Here is a 19852-nt window from a genome sequence, read left to right on the forward strand (position 1 = left end):
GCCGGACCGGGTGCGCCCCCGGTCCGGCTCCGGGGCGGTTAACCCCTGACCAAGCTCAGCCCGTAGACGCTCAGCGCCTCGTTGACGGGCTGGAAGTAGGTCGTGCCGCCGGAGCTGCAGTTGCCCGAACCACCCGAGGTCATGCCCTGGGCCTGGTTGCCGCTGATGAACGAGCCACCGGAGTCACCCGGCTCGGCGCAGACGTTGGTCCGGGTCAGGCCGGTGACCGTGCCCTGCGGGTAGCGGACGGTCTGGTTCAGCGCCTGCACGGTGCCGCAGTGCCAGCCGGTCGTGGAACCGGAGCGGCAGATCGAGCTGCCGACCGGGGCCGCCGACGAACCCGACACCGCCCGGGTCGAGCCGTTGTACAGGTTCACCCGGCCCGTCGGCGTCCAGTTCGAGTTCACCGAGACCCAGGCGTAGTCGTTGCCCGGGAAGGACGAACCCTGGAACGAACCCATGGCGACCTGGTTGTAGCCGGAGACCGCCGTGCCGCGGGTGCCGCAGTGCCCGGCGGTGACGAAACCCGCCTGGCCGGAGGACGAGCGCACCGAGAAGCCGACCGAGCAGCGTCCGCCCATGTAGTAGGCGTCGCCACCGACCACGTTGTAGAGCGTGCGCGGCGACTCGGCGACGTCCTGCACGCGCACCGAGTCCCCGGCGGCCTTCGCCTTGTCCAGGAAGGCGTCGGTCGCGGCGTCGCGCCCGTTGACGGAGACGACGACGCTGCTGCTGGGCACGTCGACGTACCAGCCGGTCACCGAGGCGGGCGCCGCCGCGTCCATCGCGTCCAGCGCCGCCTTGGTGGCGTCGAGTTCGCGCAGGCTGTTCGGCACGACCGCGGCCTCGGCTCCCGCCGCCCGCACCTTCGCCGCGTCGGCCTGCTCGGTCACCCCGACGACGAGCTTGCCGCGCGCGGCGTCGAAGTGGGAACCGCCGAAGCTCTCGCCCAGCGAGCGGCTCAGCTCGGCGTCGGCCCGCATCGCCGTGGCCTCCTGCGCCAGCCGGGCGTGCGCCTGCTGGGCGGAGATGCCGAGGTCGCGCTGCATCGCCGCGACCAGGTCGGGCGACACCGGCGCGGCGCCGACGGTGGGTGCGCCGATCGCGGCGATGGTGCCCGCCGCGAGCACGGCCACACCGGCCAGCCGAATTGTTCGCTTCATGATTCGTCTCCCTAGATCCGTGGTTGGGGACCACCCGCGCGAGCGGACTTCTGGTCCGCGGGCGCGCAGGAGTTGTGGAAAACAAATGCGGTGAAGGCGGAGTTCGCGGTCTACCGGTGATCAGCCGGGCGTCGTTCGCTCCGCACGTGAACGGGGAAACCGGGCCACCGGAGGAGAAGGTGATCCGGGGTCGGGCGCCCGGTCGGGGAACCGGTCCCGTGCCATTCAGGACAGTAAGAATTCCTTGCGCACAGGAGAAGCCGCCATTCAGCCCATTCCGGTGATACAGGACACGTTCGGCCCAGCCTCGCGCCGGTACATCCGCCCGCGGCGGTACATCCAGCCCTGTGCACCGGGTCCAGCGAGCCCGCTCCACGGCGACACGTCCGATCCGGTGCGCAGCGCGCGGTCGTATCCTCGGCGCCGTGCGCTTCGTCCTCGCCTCGGCCTCCCCCGCCCGCCTGTCCGTGCTCCGCTCCGCCGGGATCGACCCGCTGGTGCGGGTCTCCGGCGTCGACGAGGACGCGGTGGCCGCCGGACTGACCGACCCGACGCCGCCGGAGCTGGTGACCGCGCTGGCCGCGGCCAAGGCCGAGGCCGTCCTGCCCGCGGTCGCCGCCGAGGAGCCCGACGCGGTCGTCGTGGGCTGCGACTCGATGCTGTCGGCGCCCGACGGCGAGATCGTCGGCAAGCCCGGTACGCCGCAGGCCGCCGCCGAGCGGTGGCGCAAGACCGCGGGCCGGTCCGGCGAGCTGCTGACCGGGCACGCCGTGGTGGTGCTGCGCGGCGGTGAGGTCGTGGCCCGAACGCGGGGACACCTGGGCACCACGGTGCGGTTCTCCGAACCCACCGAGGCCGAGCTCGACGCCTACATCGCCACCGGCGAGCCGCTGCACGTGGCGGGCGGCTTCACCCTCGAGGGGTTCGGGGGCTGGTTCATCGAGGGCGTCGACGGCGACCCGTCCAGCGTGCTGGGGATCAGCCTGCCGCTGACCCGCAAGCTGCTGGCCGAGGTCGGGGTGAGCGTGGTGACGCTGTGGGGTCCTCCGGTCGCGCGCTGACGTGCCCCGTCGCGGCGTTCGAGTGAACACGAACACAATTCGGTTACCGGGGAATGGCGGCGCCGCACCCAGCGGTTACAACTGTCCGCGATGGAAACCTACCGGCGCATCTACCTGACCGAGCGCCTGCACGTCGATCTGCGGCGGCAGGCCAGTTCCATCTGTCCGTAGTCGGCGAAAGACCCGCCAGCCGCCGGCCGACCGGCCCGCGGCAGAGCCGACCCCCGGCGCGATCGCGCCGGACTTCGCGACTTACGGGAGATCCTCGTGTCCACATCCACCGCCCAGGTGAACCGGCGCGCACCGCGCTTCAACCCCAAGGTGTTCGCCGTCGCGGTCGTCGCCTCGCTCGTGCTCGGCGCGCTGCTGGGCTGGATCGCCAAGACGACCGGGGCGAGCTGGCTGGTCACCACCCTCGACACCATCGGCTCGGTCTTCACCAGCCTGCTCACCTTCACCGTGCTGCCGCTGATCTTCACCGCGATCGTGGTCGGCATCAACAGCCTGCGGTCGGTCGGCGGAGGCCGCACCGCCGCGCGGCTCGGCGGCAAGACCGCGCTGTGGTTCGCCGCCACCTCGCTCATCGCGGTGCTCATCGGCATCGGCCTCGGCGCGCTGTTCCAGCCGGGCCGCGGCCTGGTGATCGAACCCGACCCGGCCAAGCTCGCCGCCATCGGCGAGAAGACGCACGGCTCGTGGCTCGACCTGTTCAACGGCCTGGTGCCGCAGAACCTGGTCAGCGCCTTCGCCGAGGGCGAGACGCTGCAGGTGGTGTTCGTGGCGCTGCTGATCGGCGCCGCCAGCTACAGCCTCGGCGACAAGGCCGAGCCGTTCGTGAACTTCAGCCGCTCGGCCTTCGAGGTCATCCAGCGGGTCCTCGGCTGGATCATCCGGCTCGCCCCGATCGGCACCCTCGGCCTGATCGGCAACGCCGTCGCCACCTACGGCAACGAGTTCTTCACCCCGCTGCTGAAGCTGATCGCCGCCGTCTACGTCGCGTGCGCGCTGGTGCTGTTCGTCGTCTACCCGCTGCTGCTGCGGTTCGTGGCCGGCGTCAGCCCGGTCCGGTTCTTCGCCAAGACCTGGACCGTCCTGCAGTTCGCGTTCGTGTCCCGCTCCTCCAGCGCGACGCTGCCGATGAGCAGGCAGGCCGCCGAGAACCTCGGCGTCGACCGCTCGTACGCCAACTTCGCGGTGCCGCTGGCGACCACGACGAAGATGGACGGCTGCGCGGCGATCTACCCCGCGATCGGCTCGATGTTCATCGCGAACCTCTTCGGCATCCACCTGGGTCCGGCCCAGTACCTGACGATCATCGCGGTCGCCGTCTTCGGCGCCATCGCCACCGCCGGGGTGACCGGCTGGTTCACCATGCTGACGCTGACCGTCGGCGCGCTGGGCTTCCCGCCCGAGGTGGTGGCCACCGGCATCGCGATCGCCTACGCGGTCGACCCGATCCTGGACATGATGCGCACCGCGACCAACGTCGCGGGCCAGATCGTGGTCCCGACCGTGGTGGCCCGCACCGAGGGACTGCTCGACGACGAGGTGCTGGCCGCTCCCAGTGCCCCGCCGCTGCTGGACGACTCCTCGGACGCGCGTCTGGCCAGGGCCTGACCCACGACGCCGCGAGCGGCCCCGCCCGACCCGCGGGTTCACATGGTCGTCGCAACACCTCGATCTGAGGAGTTGCGGCGGCCATGTCGTTTTCGGAGGACCTTGAGCGTCACGGCGATGTTCTGGTGCGGATGGTGGATGCGGGGGTGCCGGTAGCGGCGGCTTGTGAGGTTGTGGGGGTCGGGCGCAGCCGTGGCTATGAGATCTTGCGGGCCCGTGGCCGGGGGTCGGGTAAGCGAACTGGCATCAGTGCTGTGGTACGCGAGCGGGTCATCGCGGTGTTCGAGGAGTCGGCAAGCATCAACCGAGCGGCGATCGTGAGCGGGCTGAGTCATGGCGCTGCTCGACGGATCCTGGTCGAGGCCGAGCTGGTTCCCGCGGCGAGGGCCGCGAGGGGCAAAGCGCATGCGAGGGTGCGGTTCTTGGAGTTGGTCGAACAGGGCTGGTCCACCACGCGCGCGGCCAGAAAGGTGGGTGTGCATCCGCGTACCGGGCGGGACTGGCGTGGCGGGGTCCGCAAGACCCGCAACACGCGTGTCTACCCGAACGGGGTGGTCGTGGACTCCGATGCCGGAACCCGGTACCTCACCTCCATGACCCGATCAGCCGATGCTGTCACCAGCGACCGTTACCTGTCTCTGGATGAGCGGCTGGTGATCGCCGACGGACTGATCAACAAGTTCACCCTCACCGAGATCGCGGCCGGCCTCGGTAGGAACAAGTCCACGGTCTCCCGCGAGGTCGGCGCGCACAGCGTCGAAGGGGTCTATCTGCCTCATCAGGCGCACCGCAATGCCGCGGCCAACCGGGTGCGGCCCAAGGCATCGAAGCTGGTCATGAACACCGCGCTGCGTGAACAGGTCGAGCTGGGCCTGGAGCGGAAGTTGTCGCCGGAGCAGATCTCGAACAGGCTTGTGAGGGACTTCCCTGACGACGAGAGCATGCGCGTGAGCCACGAGACGATCTACCAGGCGCTCTACTTCCAGGCCCGTGGCGGCCTCAAGCGCGAGGTTCAACGCGCGCTGCGCACCGGCCGGACCCGCCGCAAGCCGCAGCGGCATCCCGGTCAGCGCCGGCACCGGTTCAGCGACGAGATGATCATGATCTCCGACCGGCCCGCGGAGGTCGCCGACCGCGCGGTCCCCGGTCATTGGGAGGGTGACCTGATCATGGGCGAAGGCAACCAGTCCGCGATCGGCACCCTGGTCGAGCGCGCCACCCGCTACACAATGCTGGTCCACCTGCCCCACGGGCACGACGCCGATCAGGTCCGTGACGGCCTGATCAAGACCGTTTCGACCCTGCCCGAGCACATGCGCGGCTCACTCACCTGGGACCAGGGCTGCGAGATGGCCCGGCACAAACAGTTCTCCCTGGCCACCGACATGACCGTCTACTTCTGCGACCCCGCCAGCCCCTGGCAGCGCGGCAGCAACGAGAACACCAACGGCCTGCTCCGCCAGTACTTCCCCAAGGGCACCGACCTGAGCGTCCACGGACCCGAAGACCTCGAACACGTCGCCCAAGAACTCAATAGCCGACCACGCAAAACGCTCGGCTGGGATACCCCAGCCGAGCGTCTGCGTGATCTACTCACCACCTAACAACCAAGACGGTGTTGCAACGACCCCTGAAATCCACCACCTGGGCGGGGCTGTTTTCGCGTTCGCCGCCCGTCTCGCCGGAAACCGGGCCCGACGCTGGTCAGCGCCTAGACTCGGTGCGTATCCGGTGCTCTGTAGGGGAGGCCGCCGTGGCCCAGCAGGACGTCCAGGACACCCGTGAACGCACCGCGCCGCTGCGCAAGGTGCTGGTGGCGAATCGGGGTGAGATCGCGGTGCGGGTGGTTCGGGCGTGCCGGGATGTGGGGGTGGGCAGTGTGGCGGTGTATGCGGAGCCGGATGTGGATGCGGTGTTCGTGCGGTTGGCCGATGAGGCGTTCGGGTTGGGTGGGTCGACGGCGGCGGAGTCGTACCTAAACATCGGCAAGGTGATCGATGCGGCGAAGCGGTCGGGGGCGGATGCGGTGCATCCGGGGTATGGGTTCTTGTCGGAGAACGCGGATTTCGCGCAGGCGGTGCTGGATGCGGGTCTGGTGTGGGTGGGTCCGTCGCCGGAGGCGATCCGGGTGTTGGGGGACAAGGTGACGGCGCGGCGGATCGCGTTGGAGGTGGGGGCGCCGTTGGTGCCGGGGACCGAGGAGCCGGCCTCGGGTGCTGATGAGGTGGTGGCCTTCGCCGAGGAGCACGGGTTGCCGGTGGCGATCAAGGCGGCGTTCGGTGGTGGGGGCCGGGGGTTGAAGGTGGCGCGCAGTCTGGAGGAGATTCCGGGGTTGTTCGAGTCGGCGGTGCGGGAGGCCGAGGCGGCGTTCGGTCGGGGTGAGTGTTTCGTGGAGCGGTATCTGGACCGGCCGCGGCATGTGGAGGCCCAGGTGCTGGCTGATCGGCACGGCAACGTGGTGGTGGTGGGGACGCGGGATTGTTCGTTGCAGCGGCGGCATCAGAAGTTGGTGGAGGAGGCGCCGGCACCGTTTTTGTCCGGGGAGCAGCGGGAGCGGATTCATACCGCGGCGCGGGAGATCTGTGCGCGGGCGGGTTATGCGAGTGCGGGCACGGTGGAGTTTTTGGTGGGTGTGGACGGGACGATTTCGTTTTTGGAGGTCAACACGCGGTTGCAGGTGGAGCATCCGGTGTCGGAGGAGACCACGGGGTTGGATCTGGTGGTCGAGCAGTTGCGGATCGCGGCGGGTGAGCGGTTGTGGCTGGACGCCGATCCGGTGCCGGTGGGGCATGCGATCGAGTTCCGGATCAATGGGGAGGATCCGGGGCGGGATTTCCTGCCTGCGCCGGGGACGGTGGAGCGGTTCGTGGTGCCGTCGGGTCCGGGGGTGCGGGTGGATGCCGGGGTGGAGTCGGGCAGTGTGATCGGGGGGCAGTTCGACTCGTTGCTGGCGAAGGTGATCGTGTGGGGGCGGGATCGGGCGCAGGCGTTGGCGCGGTCGCGGCGGGTGCTGGCCGAGATGCGGGTGGAGGGGTTGGCCACGGTGTTGCCGTTTCACCGGGCGGTGGTGGCCGATCCGGCGTTCACCGCCGAGGGTGCCGGTGGGTTCGGGGTGCATACCCGGTGGATCGAGACCGAGTTCGACAACACGCTGCCGGCGTTCGACGGTGCGGCCGAGGCCGCGGAGGCGGCGCGGCGGCGGACGGTGGTGGTCGAGGTCGGTGGCCGCCGGTTGGAGGTGTCGCTGCCGGCGGATCTGACTCCGGCGGTCGCACCGGCCGCGGGGGCGGGGCGTGCGCGCAGGCGCTCGGGCGGGGGTCGTGGTGGCGCGGCCTCGGGGGATGCGGTGACCGCGCCGATGCAGGGCACGCTGGTCAAGCTCGCGGTGGCCGAGGGCGACCGGGTCGGCGCGGGTGAGGAGATCGCGGTGCTGGAGGCGATGAAGATGGAGAACCCGGTACTGGCGCACAAGGACGGCACCGTCACCGGCCTGACCGCCCAGCCCGGCGACACCCTCACCCAGGGCACCACCCTCTGCGAACTCAAAGACTGACCACCCCGTCCGGCGGCCTACCATGGGGCCGTGGGCAAGCAGCGCGACCTGCGGGTCGGCGATCAGGAACGCGAACTGGCGATGGAACTGCTCGGCACGCACATGTCCGCGGGCAGGCTGGAGGTCGACGAGTACGACCAACGCTGCGTAAGAGCCGCCTCAGCCCGCTACGCCTCCGAGCTCGACGCGCTCTTCGACGACCTGCCCTCCCCTCGGCCGTCCGACCGCGCACCGGTACCCGTGCGGTCGGTCCCGGCGTCCCGCAGCGGGAACCTGGTGCTCGTGGCGTGCGTGGGCGCGATGCTGGTGTTCCTCGCGATCGTGGTCAAACAACCGGTTTTCGTGGTGCTGCTGGTGCTGGCGTTCGGGCTGTGGTTCGCCCGGCGCCGCCGGTGAGCCCCGTCCCGCGACACCCCGCGTGAGCTGAGTCGCAGCGCACGACGCGTTCTCGCCTGAGCTCCAACGGGTGTGCCGGGCGTTTCGCTACGGTGAACACCATGCACAGCTCGCGGACCGGACGACGCCTGCTGGGCGGGGCGTCGGTCGTCGCGGCTCTCGCGCTGCCCGGTTGCGGACTCCTGGCGGAGCACACCGCCGACACCGCGACGCAGCCACCGCCACCTCCGCCGCCCACCACGAGCTCGGCGCAGCCGCTGCCGCCGCGCCCGTTCGACATCGCCCTCGACGGGCTGAACCCGTGCGAACTGCTCACCGCCGACCAGCGCGCGCAGCTCGGCTTCGACCGCGAGCCGCTGCCGGACTCCGAGGCAGGCTTCGGCGACGCGGCCACCTGCAGCTACCGCAACACCACCGCGAAGGTCGGCGCCCGGCTGTCGCTGATCACCACCGAGGGCATGGGCGTCTGGACCGACGACACCGCCCAGGTCGAGGCGACCCCGGTCGTCATCGGCGGATTCCCCGCGCTGGTGATCAAGACTCCGGACCTGAACCTGTCGTGCAACGTCGCGATCGACGTCGCCGAGGGCCAGCACGTCGACGTCCTCTACCGCGACGACGGCGGCCGTCCCGCGCCGCCGCTCGAATCGCTGTGCGCGGGCGCCCAGCGGGTCGCCGAGGACACCGTCGCGTCGCTGGTGGCGCCGCCCACGTCGAGCTCCGAGAAGCCGAGCCGGCAGCCGGAGACCGAGTCCGAGCCGGTGGTCGAACCCACCGGTTAGGCGCACGCCGCCACACGATCGGGCGTGATCTTTCGGCGACTCCCGGTTGCCAGCGTGTTCACCGCCTCGTGTGTGACCGGCACCTTTAGGCCCTCCGTTGGTGACACTCACCGCGTTTGGAGCACTCCCCAGAGTGACAAATGGTGATTACAGTGTTCCGCGGACGTCTCACCTGTGGGAGGGGAAACCGTGCCGCTCAGTTCACCACCGGGCTACGGCTCATCGGACTCCACCGGAGTGCCGGCGCAGGCCGGCGGATCGGTGCAGGTCGAGCCCTCCGCCATCCCGAACCTCGTCAGCGCCCTGCAGACCTCGCTCGACGAGGTCGGCGTGCAGATCGAGCACGCGATCACCGAGCTGCGCATCCGGCCGTGGGCCGGCGACCCGGTCAGCAGCACCGCGGCGGAGGAGTTCAACCAGCGTTCGGTCGGTGGCGGGGACGACGCCCTCACCGCGCTGTGCGGGTACCGCGACCAGCTCCAGGCGGCGGCCGAGTCGCTGCGCCTGGCGGGCAGGCAGTACGAGCGGATCGAGGACGACAACGTCGTCCGCATGGGCGGAGGCTGCTGAGCCGATGGGCGACCACCGCTGGCAGGGCTACCGCCACGAGGAGCTCTTCGACCAGATCCACCAGGGTCCGGGCCCGTCGGGCTCCAGCGACTCCATCCGGCGCTGGAGCGAGCTGACCCGCGCGCTCGGCGAGATCGACAGCGGGCTCGCGACGGCCCTGTCGGGCGCGATGTCGGGTTGGCAGGGCGCCGCCGCCGACAGCGCGCGGGACGGGCTGCGCCCGCTGGGCGACTGGGCGATGCAGGCCCAGCAGGCGGCCGACGCGATGCGCGACCGCGCCGAGCAGCAGGCGGAGTTCATCAGCAAGGCGCGGGCCGACATGCCGCCGCCGGTGCCGGTGACCGCCGAGGAGCCCGGCGCGGCCGAGTCGGTGCTCACCCACCTCTTCGGCGGCCAGAGCGACTACGAGGTGCAGGAGTCCCAGCGCGACGCCGCCGAGCAGCGCGCGTTCGCTGTCATGCGCACCTACGAAGCCTCGACGACCGCCAACACCACCTCGCTGGCGTCGTTCGCACCGCCGCCCCAGGTCGTCGTGGACGCGCCGGTGAAGTCCAGCTCGCCCACCCCCGGTGGACAGCAGTCGATCACCATCAGCTGGGGCGCGAGCACACCCGCGGTCCCGGCGGCGCGGTCTGCGACCGGGGTGGCATCCCGGGGCTCCGGAACTCGCGCGGCTTCCCGCGCACCAGGTGGTGCCCCCGCGCGCGGCTCCGGACCACGTCCAGGCGGCGGCGCACCGGCTCGTCCAGGTGGTGGCGCACCGGCCCGCCCCGGTGGCGCGGCGGGGACGCCCCGGCCCCGCAACGACGAGCCCGAACAGCTCGACCGCGAGGTCACCGAGGAGTTCGGCAGTCCGGGCGGCTTCTTCGACGAACCCCAGACCCATTCCCGGCCGGTGATCGGTGGCGAGCCCGGCCGATGGTGATCGGCGCGCAAGCCGACCGGGACCGGCTGGTGACCCTGTCGGCGCTGGAGTTCGACGTCCTCTTCGAGCACCTCGGGCTGGACACGATGCCGCTGGTGCTCAAGGTCCCCTCGCCCGGACGCACCCACACCGAACGCGCGGAGCTGGTGGAGTCGGCGTGGCGGTCGCTGTCGCGGCGCGGCCTCGGCGGGCCCACCGGCATCGACGGTGAGCTGGAGCGGATGCTGCGGACCCTCGCGCGGCCGCGGCGCGAGGTCGACGGCCGGCTGTGGCTCGGGCGCAGCGTCCGGGTACTCGCGGCCGCCGACGACGAGCACGCGGTGCTCGCGGCCAAGGAGGACGACGCGCTGACGCTGCGACCGGCCGCCGCGTCCGGCCTGCCGCGAGAGGCCGCATCGGTGCTGCCGCAGCTCGGCCCGGGTCCCGGCGGTTCGGTGTCGGTGCCCAGCGCCGACCTCGACGCGGCCGCCGCGGAGGCGGGCGCCGACGTCGAGAGGTTGCAGGCGGGGCTGCGGCGCAGGGGCGTGCGTTCCGGCGACGCCGAGGCGCTGACCAGCATGGTCGGCGAGGTCGGCGCGCGCGGTCAGTTCGGCGCCGCAGCGCGGGACCGCTGGGGGCGCCGCTTGCGCGGCTCGCACGTCGTCGGGTTCTTCGACACCCCGCGCGGCCGCTACGTGCAGGTAAGGCGGCAGTCGCCGTCGGGCGACCCGTGGAGCACGGTCGCGCCGGTGGACGCCCGCCGCATGATCGGCCACCTCGACGAACTGCTCGCCGAGGTCACCGGGGACTGACCGGCCCGCGGGCCGATGACCGGCCGTTCGCCCACGGGTCCGGTCGAGCATCCGCCGCCAACCGCCAAGAGAGATTCCGCTTGCCCCGCAACGGAAATCCCGAAAACGCGTCAGCCCGGGCGGCGGGATGTCCCCGCACGCCCGGGCTGACGCGCACCACCGTCGTCCCCGGCCGTGGTCGTCCCCCTCCGCGGACGTCCGGCGGCGCTCCCGGGTGCGAGCGCGGTTCAGTGCCGCGCCCGGCCGCGTCGACTCGGCCGCGGCCGCCCGGGAGCCGCTGCGCCGCTGGTGGTCGCAGGACTCCGCCCGTCAGCACTCCCGGACGAGCGGGCCCGCACGGCACCGGTCGCCGTCAGCTGCCCGGCTCGACCAGCTTCGCCCGCGCCTCCGGCGCCGCCGACCGCTTCGCGTCGGCCGCCTCGTCGTCGGGCTGGGTCTGGGAGTCGCGCTCGGCCTCGACCCGCCGCACGTAGACGTCGACCTCGCGGGCGATGCGTTCGTCGTCCCAGCCCAGCACGTCCGACATCAACCGGGCCACCGCCTCGGCGCAGTCGACGCCGCGGTGCGGGTACTCGATGGAGATCCGGGTGCGCCGGGTCAGCACGTCCTCCAGGTGCAGCGCGCCCTCGTGGCTGCACGCGAAGACCACCTCGGCCTGCAGGTAGTTCGGTGCCGACGGCACCGGCTTGAGCAGCTCCGGCCGCTCCTCCGCCAGTGCGAGCACCTCGTGGACCTGCGAGCCGTAGCGGTCGAGCAGGTGCCGGATCCGGTACGGGTGCACGCCGTGCTTGCCCGCGAGCTGGTCGGCCTGGTTGACCAGCGCGTGGTAGCCGTCGGCGCCCAGCAGCGGCACCTTGTCGGTGATCGACCGCGCGATGCGGCCGGAGACGTCGCTGCCGATCGCGTCCACCGCGTCGGCGGCCATCACCCGGTACGTCGTGTACTTGCCGCCCGCGATGGCGACCAGTCCGGGCGCGACGCGGGCGACCGCGTGCTCGCGGGAGAGCTTCGAGCTCTCCTCGCTCTCCCCGGCCAGCAGCGGCCGCAGCCCGGCGTAGACGCCCTCGATGTCGTCGTGGGTCAACGGCGTGGCCAGCACGGTGTTGACGTGTTCGAGGATGTAGTCGATGTCCTTCTTCGTCGCCGCCGGGTGGGCGAGGTCGAGGTTCCAGTCGGTGTCGGTGGTGCCGACGATCCAGTGGCTGCCCCACGGGATCACGAACAGCACCGACTTCTCGGTGCGCAGGATCATCCCGGTCTCGGCGACGATCCGGTCGCGCGGGACGACGATGTGCACGCCCTTGCTGGCCCGCACCCGGAAGCGCCCGCGACCTCCGGAGAGCTTCTGCAGCTCGTCGGTCCACACGCCGGTGGCGTTGATGACCGCCTGGGCGCGCACCTCGGTCTCGGCGCCGGTCTCGACATCGCGCACCCGCACGCCCGCGATCCGGTCGGCCTCCCGCAGGAACCCGATGACCTGGGTCGAGCTCGTGACGACCGCGCCGTAGCGGGCGGCGGTCCTGGCGACGGTCATGGTGTGGCGGGCGTCGTCGGCCTGCGCGTCGTAGTAGCGGATGCCGCCGATGAGCGCGTCGCGCTTGAGCGCAGGGGCCATCCGCAGCGCGCCCGCGCGCGTCAGGTGCTTCTGCCCCGGCACCGAGCGGGCGCCGCCCATCGTGTCGTAGAGGAACAGTCCCGCCGCGGAGTAAGGACGTTCCCAGATGCGGTGGGTAAGCGGGTAGAGGAAGCTGACCGGCTTCACCAGGTGCGGCGCCAGCGTGGTCAGCATCAGCTCGCGTTCCCGCAGGGCCTCGCGGACCAGGTTGAACTCCAGCTGCTCCAGGTAGCGCAGACCGCCGTGGAACAGCTTGCTGGAGCGGCTCGACGTGCCCGAGGCCAGGTCCCTGGACTCGACCAGCGCGACCCGCAGCCCGCGGGTCGCGGCGTCCAGCGCCGCGCCCGCGCCGGTCACACCGCCGCCGATCACCACGACGTCGAACTCCTCGGAACCCAGCCGCCGCCAGTTCTCGACCCGGTCGGCCGGCCCCAGCCTGCCCTCGGCCCTGGTCACTTCGGACGGGGCCGACCCCGTGCTCTGCTTGGACACCAGACGTCCTCCTTGCTCGAATCGCGTCCCACCTATTGACGCGGGCACGGACTTGGCGCCGGTACGTCTTCGGTGGTCATCATGCCCGACGGGCAGGCTCCGCGCCGTCCGCGACGCCCGCCTGTTCGACCTTCGCGCCCCGCTCGCGCAGCACCTCGATGTCGGAGCGCTCGGTCTTGGAATCCACGATCACGATGTCGAAGTCCTCGGCCGGGGCGACCGCGTGCAGCGCCCGCCTGCGGAACTTCGTGTGGTCGACGTAGAGGACCCGCTTGCTCGCCGAGGCCAGCATGGCCTTCTTGAGCTGCACCATCTCCTGCTGCGGGTAGCAGCCGATGCCGTCGGTCACCGCCGAGACCGACATGATCGCCAGGTCGACCCGCATGCCGCGGATCGCGTCGATGGCCATGCCGCCGACGAACGCGTCCGCCCACGGCAGGTAGTCCCCGCCCACGCCGATGAGGTGGATGCCCTGCACCCCCGCGAGTTCGCCGAAGACCCCGCGGTGGTTGGTCACCACGGTCAGCGGCGCCCGCTCCGGGAGCAGCCTGGCCAGGAACACCCCGGTCGTCGAGTCGTCGAGCACCACCGCCTGGCCGGGTTCGACGAGCTCGGCGGCGGCCTGGGCCAGTTCTTCCTTCTCCGCCTGGTTCTGCTGCATCCGGTATTCCGACGCCGCCTCGTAGAGCAGCGAGGAGGCCGCCGAGACGTAGCCGCGGTTGCGGTGCACGAGCCCCTGCGACTCCAGGTCGGCGAGGTCGCGGTAGACGGTCATGGCGCTGGCGCCCACGGTCGCGACGAGGTCGTCGATCCGCAGCGAGCCCTCCTCCATGACCAGCTCGGTGATCTTTCGGCGCCGGTCCTGCTGCTTGCCGGACGGGCGTCGACCGGAGGTCCCGGACATCGTCGTTCCCCTCACCGCACATCCCTCTCGGGGTTCCTCCACTGGCGGTTCCCATCCTCCTCGGCCGGGCCTCATACGGCGGGTCCACCTCCGGCCTGCACCGGCCTGACCACGTCGTCATCGTGTAACACGATAAAAACACCATCGGAGAGCTATTGCAATGTTTGTTTCACCAAGTCTAGTGTGACCTCACTCTTCGGCAGGTAGCCGAGGCCGGCAGCTCCAACGGAGGAGGTCGTCGCGGGCATGATCGCGTCGCAACCGCGCTCGAAGCGGATCACGACCTCCCCGGCCGCAACCGCCGCGACCTGCGGCGAAGCGAAGTGGAAGCAGGGATTAGCCGGGACAGCCCAACCGCTTGCCTACGACTGGCGGCATGCGTGGACACGTGTTGCCATGCGGCAGTACCGTCCCGACTCATTCCACGTCGGACATTTGCTGAACCCGTCCGCGCCAACGGCGGCACGATAAGGGGATCGACACGATGAGTCCTGGTCAGATCTTTCTGTGGGAGTTCATGGGCACCGCCATGCTCACCCTGCTCGGGTGCGGTGTGGTCGCGAACAACGTGCTTCGCAGGTCGCTCGGCCACAATGGAGGGTGGCTGCTGGTCAACTTCGGCTGGGGCTTCGCGGTCTTCGCCGGTGCCAGCATCGCCGCTCCCAGCGGTGCGCACATCAACCCCGCGGTGACACTGGGACTCGCGGTCAACGGCCAGATTTCGTGGAGCCAGGTGCCCTTCTACATCGTCGCGCAGCTCCTCGGCGGCATCCTCGGCGCGCTGCTCTGCTGGGCGGCCTACAAGCTGCAGTTCGACACCCACGACGCCCCGGGCGAGACGCTGGGGATCTTCTCCACCGGCCCGACCGTGCCGAGCGCGCCGTGGAACCTGGTCACCGAGATCATCGGCACCTTCGTGCTGGTCTTCTGGATCATCCAGAACCCGTCGGCGGAGGTCGGCCAGGCCGGCGTGCCGGAGTTCGGGAACGCCGCGCTGGGATACGCGGCGGTCGCCTTCATCGTCATCGGCATCGGCAACTCGCTGGGCGGTCCCACCGGGTACGCGATCAACCCGGCGCGCGACCTCGGTCCTCGCATCGCCTACGCGGTGCTGCCGATCCGCGGCAAGGGCTCGGCCAACTGGGGTTACTCCTGGGTCCCCGTCGTGGGACCGATCGCCGGTGGTGTCCTGGCCGGTCTGCTGGCGCTCGCCCTGCCCGCGAGCTGACGTCGAAACTCCTCGGAAGGTAGATGGAAATGGCTTCCTACGTCGCCGCAATCGACCAGGGCACCACCTCGACCCGGTGCATGATCTTCAACCACTCGGGCCGGGTCGTCGCCGTGGACCAGGTGGAGCACCGCCAGATCTTCCCGCGCGCGGGCTGGGTCGAGCACGACCCGGAGGAGGTCTGGAGCAACACCAGGCAGGTCTGCGCCGGTGCGCTGGCCAAGGCCGACCTGGTGACCTCCGAGATCGCCGCCGTCGGCATCACCAACCAGCGCGAGACGACCGTGGTGTGGGACCGCAAGACCGGCAAGCCGGTCTACAACGCCATCGTCTGGCAGGACACCAGGACCGACAGCATCGTCAACGAGCTCGCCGCCGACGGCGGGCAGAACCGCTACCACCGCAAGACCGGCCTGCCGCTGGCCACCTACTTCTCCGGCACCAAGATCCGCTGGATCCTGGACAACGTGGACGGTGTCCGCGCCCGCGCCGAGAAGGGCGAGCTGCTGTTCGGCAACATGGACACCTGGGTGCTGTGGAACTCCACCGGCGGCCCCGACGGCGGTCTGCACGTGACCGACCCGACCAACGCCTCCCGCACCCTCCTGATGGACCTCGAGACGCTGTCCTGGGACGAGGACATCTGCGCCGAGTTCGGCATCCCGACGTCGATGCTGCCGGAGATCCGCTCGTCGTCGGAGGTCTACGGGCACTTCCGCGAGCGCGGGGTGTTCGGCGGGCTGCCGATCGCGGGCATCCTCGGCGACCAGCAGGCCGCCACCTTCGGGCAGGCGTGCCTGTCGCCCGGTGAAGCCAAGAACACCTACGGCACCGGCAACTTCCTGCTGCTCAACACCGGCACCGAGCGGGTGCTCAGCGAGAACGGGCTGCTGACCACGGTCGGCTACAAGATCGGCGGCAACGACACCGTCTACTGCCTGGAGGGCTCGATCGCGGTCACCGGCTCACTGGTGCAGTGGCTGCGCGACAACCTCGGGCTCATCGCCAGCGCGCCGGAGATCGAGCAGCTCGCGCGCACCGTCGACGACAACGGCGGCGCCTACTTCGTCCCGGCGTTCTCCGGGCTTTTCGCGCCGCACTGGCGGTCCGACGCGCGCGGCGCGATCGTCGGCCTGACCCGGTTCGTCGACCGCGGGCACCTGGCCCGCGCGGTGCTGGAGGCCACGGCGTTCCAGACCCGCGAGGTGATCGAGGCGATGGACGCCGACTCCGGGGTGCCGCTGAAGTCGCTGAAGGTCGACGGCGGCATGGTCGGCAACGAGCTGCTCATGCAGTTCCAGGCCGACATCCTCGGCGTCCCGGTGATCCGGCCGGTCGTCAGCGAGACGACGGCGCTCGGCGCCGCCTACGCGGCGGGCCTCGCCGTCGGCTTCTGGGGCAGCGAGGAGGACATCCGCTCCAACTGGGCCAAGGACAAGCAGTGGGACCCGCTCATGCCGGAGGAGAAGCGGGAAGCCGAGTACCGCCAATGGCAGAAGGCCGTGACCAAGACCTTCGACTGGGTCGAGTGAGCGTCGGCTGACCGAGGGGGCTCCAACGCCGGGTTCGGCGTTGGAGCCCCCTCGCTTCGTGTCTGCGCACCAGGCCCGCGAGCGGGTCATGTCAAGGCACTGGTCTCCGTGTTCTAGTTGCCGCTCACCCCGGACGCGGGGCAGCTGCACTTCTCGCGGCAGCTCCGCAGTGGAACTCGCGCTCATCCAATCGGGTGGTCAAACAATCGAGATAGAGCCTTCACAGCAAAATGCCGGACATGCGCTGAACTCTTTGCCACCCTCGTCCACGGCCATCAAGTTGCAACGCAGCCCCGCGCTGGAGGACAAGGACAAGGAGTTGTGCTTTATGCGGTTCGGCAGCCGTGTCATGGTTGCTGCGTTGGCTGGGGGTTTGTTGGCGAGCAATAGCGGTGTCGCTGCTGCAGACGCTCCCGCGAGCAATGCGGGTACCGACATGAAGGACAAGACGGCCACGGTGACCGTCCAGCTCGAATACTTCTTTCCCGACGGATGGAAACCGGTCGGGAGCCCGGGGGCACGAAGCATTCCACCCGACCAGAACCAGAAGCGCGCCAATGCACGCGTGCGGTGCGCGTCGAATGCGCTGGGACACTGGCGCAGTACGGTTGATGTGGACATCGATCGGGTGATAGACAGCCCTGGTGTGCTCGTCACTCCGGAACAAGTGAGGCCATGCCGACCCTGACAGCAGAGGACGAGGAAGGGACCCCGGCGACCTTCGTCGTCGGGGTCCACGGTGTGCTGCGCCTGCACCCCTGGTCGAGTTCGCCTCCGAGGTGAACGAGCTGGCCCGCTGGCGTCAGGAAGAAGCGGGTGGCGACTGGACCCAGGACGGCAACGCCCGCCAGGTCGCCTGGCTCCAGGCCGAGGCCGTGAACCTGGACAAGCAGCGCATCCCGGTCTGGATGGCGCTCGCATGCGTGGACGACGCCGTGGCCAAGATCGGCACGCTGGAAACCGTCGGCGCCCACGCCGTGCTTCCACTGCATCGGCGAACACCGCCCCGGCCGCGCCTGGTCAACGCGGTCGAATGGTTCTCGCTGCAGAGCGAGGCCCCGAAGCGGGAATTCACGATCTCGCTGTACACCACCAATGGTGACAAGGCGTTCGATGCCGACGCGTTGGTCGCCGAATTCCGTTCGTCGACGACGTCTCTGCTCAACGTCGAGCCCGTCGACGAGCCATCCGCAGGAGCGCCGTCCCCGGACGAGCTGGAAGGCCGCTGGTTGCTCGGCGACAACCTGGCCCAGCTCCACCTGCTGTGCCAGGCCCGGGAATGGTCGCTGGACATGGCCGCGCTCGTCACCGATGCAGTCGCCCACGCGGCGGAAGCCGGCGGGGTGCACCAGCCCTTGCTGGTATCAGCATTTCGGCGAGGCGCTGGCCGGGAACAGGATTGCGCCGACAGCGAGCAGTAGGTCCTGTGAACACTCAGTGGTTCGACTGGGATGTATCGCGAGATCCCAGACCGAGAAGAGCTTTGGCGATCTCGGCTTTTCCGAATCTCTGCGCGGAGATCTCCGCTCTCGCAAGAAGAAGCGGCGGGCCAGCGGAAGGCCGCTGACCCGCCTGCTGCCTCAGCGGGCGAAGGCGTCACCGCCGGGGCCGCCCTTGCCGTCGCCGCCGACGCCGAAGCCACCGTGGCCGAAGTCGCCGCCGTGGCCGCCGTGGCCGCCGTGGCCGAACGTGCCGCCGGCACCGGCCTCGCCGCCCGCACCGCCGCCGTTGCCGCCGCCCACACCGCCGCCGTTGCCGCCGTTGCCGGCGGCGGAGTTGTTGGTGTCACCGCCCCAATCCGCATGACGCGGGCCGAAGGCGAAGGCGAACGTCGTCAGCACGGTACGTGCCGGGAGCAGCTCGATCCGCTCGTTCTCGATCTCGGAAATGCTCATCACGTGAAACACCGTCCTTCTCGGGGATTTGATCAGGTTGCGTTTCCGCGATCACTTTGACCCGAGATCGCCGCGCCAGCCGATCAAGTACCACCAACGTGTGTCACACGAAGGACATTCGCTCTAGAGGTGACTCCGTGCGACCGCGACGGCGCCCACCCAGGCGATGCCAACCAGTGTGCGCAAGCCGAAAAAACGCCCCCGCACCCGACCGGCGAACCGGAAGGATGCGGGGGCGGTTGCTTGGACCCGACCCTGGCGTGCCCTGGCCGGGCAGCGGGAAGGCTACCCGGCAGCGGGCCCGGAGTCCAGCGGGTTGAACGCTGGACTCCGGGCGCGGGAGCCCGACACGCCGACCAGCGGCACGGGCAGTGGTGCCGCTGCTACTTGCCGCCGCCCAGGAGGGACGAGACGGGCGAGCCCTTGCCGACGCCGCCGAGAAGATCGCCGAACGGACCCACCACCGCGGACGCGGGTGCCGCGCCCATGACGGCGAGTCCGGCAGTGGCCAACATCGCGAGGATCAGAGAACGCACGCGCATGGGGTAACCCTTTCCAAGTGTCGATCACCGATTTCCGAGGAGTACCCGACGTTTCCGGCCCTCGCCTGCTCGGTGCGCTGATCGACGGTCACACCTCCGGGTGGCGGACAGGCGACAGCAGAAGACACGCCTTCGACGTCGCCACCAACGGCAGAGGTGATCACATCCGGGCGAGGCCCGGTGGGACGACAGCCCGCACGCACGCCCCGGCGGCATCCGCTGCCACGACCGAGGTATCGGACTTCATGCCCGCCAGGTAGCCGACGCACGCCGCTTCGTCGGCGCGTGCGGGTCCGGCGATCAGCGCCGATGCCATCGCGGCCGCCGCGCCGAGGGCCGCCGCGGCCATCGTCCACCTGAGTCGGATCATTGCGAGACTCCCTTCCCGTTCCAGCGGACAGCGCCGGAAGACACCCGCACCGAAGTGCAGTTCCAACGCCGCTCGCCCGCTGTCCGAGAGCCCGGTTTTCGTCCCTTCGACCGCCGAAGATCACCCGGTCACGCCACTCACCCGGCCACGGACGCACCACCGCCGCCCCGGGCCGGAAACGGATGTGCCCCGCACCCGGAAAGGCCAGGTGCGGGGCACATCGCGGTCAGATTCCCCGTCACGGGTGCGGCAGCGTGCCCACCGTGACCGATGGGCCGCTGCCGATCTCGGCGGGTCGCGCCATCGGGGTCCCACCCACCATCACGACGACCACGCAGCCCACCAGCGCGACGACCGCCAACGCCCAGGACACCACCACGCGAGGCATGTGAGCTTTTCCCCCTCTGCAGTTCTTG

At 70.4% G+C, this 19852-nt stretch carries 21 protein-coding genes; 14 read left to right on the forward strand and 7 right to left on the reverse strand.

The features are described from left to right. Positions 1–38: 38 nt before the first annotated feature. Positions 39–1163, reverse strand: a complete 1125-nt coding sequence (locus HUO13_RS32645; RefSeq protein ID WP_211898748.1) for a S1 family peptidase — start codon at positions 1161–1163, stop codon at positions 39–41. Positions 1164–1588: 425 nt separating this feature from the next. On the opposite strand from HUO13_RS32645, the gene HUO13_RS32650 reads away from it, so the two are divergent. From HUO13_RS32650 to HUO13_RS32690, 10 genes are all read left to right on the forward strand, one after another. Then, entirely contained in the window at positions 1589–2224 is a 636-nt protein-coding gene (locus tag HUO13_RS32650) for a Maf family protein (RefSeq protein WP_211898749.1), read from the forward strand. 90 nt (positions 2225–2314) lie between these two features. Next, complete coding sequence (locus HUO13_RS38465) at positions 2315–2395, forward strand: putative leader peptide (RefSeq protein WP_372491256.1); 81 nt, start codon at positions 2315–2317, stop codon at positions 2393–2395. A gap of 96 nt (positions 2396–2491) precedes the next feature. Further along, positions 2492–3841 carry a dicarboxylate/amino acid:cation symporter gene (locus tag HUO13_RS32655; RefSeq protein WP_211898750.1) on the forward strand — a complete coding sequence of 450 codons (1350 nt, stop codon included), beginning with the start codon at positions 2492–2494 and terminating at the stop codon, positions 3839–3841. Between the two features lie 413 nt (positions 3842–4254). Further along, positions 4255–5445 (forward strand): IS30 family transposase, encoded by a 1191-nt coding sequence (locus HUO13_RS32660; protein WP_349253387.1) that lies wholly within the window; start codon positions 4255–4257, stop codon positions 5443–5445. A gap of 149 nt (positions 5446–5594) precedes the next feature. Further along, positions 5595–7394, forward strand: coding sequence for an acetyl/propionyl/methylcrotonyl-CoA carboxylase subunit alpha (locus HUO13_RS32665; RefSeq protein ID WP_211903320.1), 1800 nt, complete (start codon positions 5595–5597; stop codon positions 7392–7394). 30 nt (positions 7395–7424) lie between these two features. Further along, complete coding sequence (locus HUO13_RS32670) at positions 7425–7790, forward strand: DUF1707 SHOCT-like domain-containing protein (protein WP_211898751.1); 366 nt, start codon at positions 7425–7427, stop codon at positions 7788–7790. Positions 7791–7891: 101 nt separating this feature from the next. Then, on the forward strand, positions 7892–8572 hold the full coding sequence (locus HUO13_RS32675) for a DUF3558 domain-containing protein (RefSeq protein WP_211898752.1): 681 nt from the start codon (positions 7892–7894) through the stop codon (positions 8570–8572). Positions 8573–8761: 189 nt separating this feature from the next. Then, complete coding sequence (locus HUO13_RS32680; RefSeq protein WP_211898753.1) at positions 8762–9142, forward strand: hypothetical protein; 381 nt, start codon at positions 8762–8764, stop codon at positions 9140–9142. 4 nt (positions 9143–9146) lie between these two features. Further along, complete coding sequence (locus tag HUO13_RS32685; RefSeq protein WP_211898754.1) at positions 9147–10067, forward strand: PPE domain-containing protein; 921 nt, start codon at positions 9147–9149, stop codon at positions 10065–10067. After that, a complete protein-coding gene (locus tag HUO13_RS32690; protein WP_211898755.1) occupies positions 10061–10858 on the forward strand; it encodes an ESX secretion-associated protein EspG in 798 nt (265 codons plus the stop codon). Before HUO13_RS32685 ends, HUO13_RS32690 begins: the two co-directional genes overlap by 7 nt. Before the next feature lie 352 nt (positions 10859–11210). Here the strand turns inward: HUO13_RS32690 and glpD are convergent, their stop codons facing one another. Both glpD and HUO13_RS32700 read right to left on the reverse strand, forming a co-directional pair. After that, positions 11211–12965 (reverse strand): glycerol-3-phosphate dehydrogenase, encoded by a 1755-nt coding sequence (gene glpD / locus HUO13_RS32695; RefSeq protein ID WP_211898756.1) that lies wholly within the window; start codon positions 12963–12965, stop codon positions 11211–11213. A gap of 79 nt (positions 12966–13044) precedes the next feature. Further along, complete coding sequence (locus HUO13_RS32700) at positions 13045–13869, reverse strand: DeoR/GlpR family DNA-binding transcription regulator (protein ID WP_211898757.1); 825 nt, start codon at positions 13867–13869, stop codon at positions 13045–13047. Between the two features lie 484 nt (positions 13870–14353). Between HUO13_RS32700 and HUO13_RS32705 the strand changes: the two genes are divergently transcribed. The 4 genes from HUO13_RS32705 to HUO13_RS32720 all read left to right on the forward strand — a co-directional run bounded on the left by HUO13_RS32705 (position 14354) and on the right by HUO13_RS32720 (position 18050). Further along, positions 14354–15097, forward strand: coding sequence for an MIP/aquaporin family protein (locus tag HUO13_RS32705; RefSeq protein WP_211898758.1), 744 nt, complete (start codon positions 14354–14356; stop codon positions 15095–15097). Between the two features lie 29 nt (positions 15098–15126). After that, a complete protein-coding gene (glpK, locus tag HUO13_RS32710; protein WP_211898759.1) occupies positions 15127–16629 on the forward strand; it encodes a glycerol kinase GlpK in 1503 nt (500 codons plus the stop codon). Between the two features lie 169 nt (positions 16630–16798). Continuing rightward, positions 16799–17317: a hypothetical protein gene (locus HUO13_RS32715; RefSeq protein WP_211898760.1), complete on the forward strand. Its 519-nt coding sequence runs from the start codon at positions 16799–16801 to the stop codon at positions 17315–17317. 91 nt (positions 17318–17408) lie between these two features. Beyond that, entirely contained in the window at positions 17409–18050 is a 642-nt protein-coding gene (locus HUO13_RS32720; protein WP_211898761.1) for a hypothetical protein, read from the forward strand. Between the two features lie 159 nt (positions 18051–18209). Here HUO13_RS32720 and HUO13_RS32725 read toward each other — a convergent pair whose 3' ends face one another. From HUO13_RS32725 to HUO13_RS32740, 4 genes are all read right to left on the reverse strand, one after another. Continuing rightward, the gene (locus HUO13_RS32725) at positions 18210–18524 is read right to left on the reverse strand and encodes a hypothetical protein (RefSeq protein WP_211898762.1); all 315 of its coding nucleotides are present in this window, start codon (positions 18522–18524) and stop codon (positions 18210–18212) included. A 383-nt stretch (positions 18525–18907) separates the two neighbouring features. Then, positions 18908–19066: a hypothetical protein gene (locus tag HUO13_RS32730; protein WP_211898763.1), complete on the reverse strand. Its 159-nt coding sequence runs from the start codon at positions 19064–19066 to the stop codon at positions 18908–18910. 160 nt (positions 19067–19226) lie between these two features. Then, on the reverse strand, positions 19227–19436 hold the full coding sequence (locus HUO13_RS32735) for a hypothetical protein (protein WP_211898764.1): 210 nt from the start codon (positions 19434–19436) through the stop codon (positions 19227–19229). 238 nt (positions 19437–19674) lie between these two features. Then, the gene (locus tag HUO13_RS32740; protein ID WP_211898765.1) at positions 19675–19824 is read right to left on the reverse strand and encodes a hypothetical protein; all 150 of its coding nucleotides are present in this window, start codon (positions 19822–19824) and stop codon (positions 19675–19677) included. Positions 19825–19852: the final 28 nt, after the last annotated feature.

Source organism: Saccharopolyspora erythraea (genome assembly GCF_018141105.1).
In the GTDB taxonomy this organism is placed as follows: Bacteria; Actinomycetota; Actinomycetes; order Mycobacteriales; family Pseudonocardiaceae; genus Saccharopolyspora_D; species Saccharopolyspora_D erythraea_A.

What these genes read in the sequence shown, in the direction of transcription:
- HUO13_RS32645 (WP_211898748.1), bottom strand. Translation starts at nt 1,163, where the DNA reads ATGAAGCGAACAATTCGGCTGGCCGGTGTGGCCGTGCTCGCGGCGGGC.
- HUO13_RS32705 (WP_211898758.1), top strand. Translation starts at nt 14,354, where the DNA reads ATGAGTCCTGGTCAGATCTTTCTGTGGGAGTTCATGGGCACCGCCATG.
- HUO13_RS32740 (WP_211898765.1), bottom strand. Translation starts at nt 19,824, where the DNA reads ATGCCTCGCGTGGTGGTGTCCTGGGCGTTGGCGGTCGTCGCGCTGGTG.
- glpK (WP_211898759.1), top strand. Translation starts at nt 15,127, where the DNA reads ATGGCTTCCTACGTCGCCGCAATCGACCAGGGCACCACCTCGACCCGG.
- HUO13_RS32730 (WP_211898763.1), bottom strand. Translation starts at nt 19,066, where the DNA reads ATGCGCGTGCGTTCTCTGATCCTCGCGATGTTGGCCACTGCCGGACTC.
- HUO13_RS32690 (WP_211898755.1), top strand. Translation starts at nt 10,061, where the DNA reads ATGGTGATCGGCGCGCAAGCCGACCGGGACCGGCTGGTGACCCTGTCG.
- HUO13_RS38465 (WP_372491256.1), top strand. Translation starts at nt 2,315, where the DNA reads ATGGAAACCTACCGGCGCATCTACCTGACCGAGCGCCTGCACGTCGAT.
- HUO13_RS32675 (WP_211898752.1), top strand. Translation starts at nt 7,892, where the DNA reads ATGCACAGCTCGCGGACCGGACGACGCCTGCTGGGCGGGGCGTCGGTC.
- HUO13_RS32685 (WP_211898754.1), top strand. Translation starts at nt 9,147, where the DNA reads ATGGGCGACCACCGCTGGCAGGGCTACCGCCACGAGGAGCTCTTCGAC.
- HUO13_RS32735 (WP_211898764.1), bottom strand. Translation starts at nt 19,436, where the DNA reads ATGATCCGACTCAGGTGGACGATGGCCGCGGCGGCCCTCGGCGCGGCG.
- HUO13_RS32700 (WP_211898757.1), bottom strand. Translation starts at nt 13,869, where the DNA reads ATGTCCGGGACCTCCGGTCGACGCCCGTCCGGCAAGCAGCAGGACCGG.
- HUO13_RS32725 (WP_211898762.1), bottom strand. Translation starts at nt 18,524, where the DNA reads ATGAGCATTTCCGAGATCGAGAACGAGCGGATCGAGCTGCTCCCGGCA.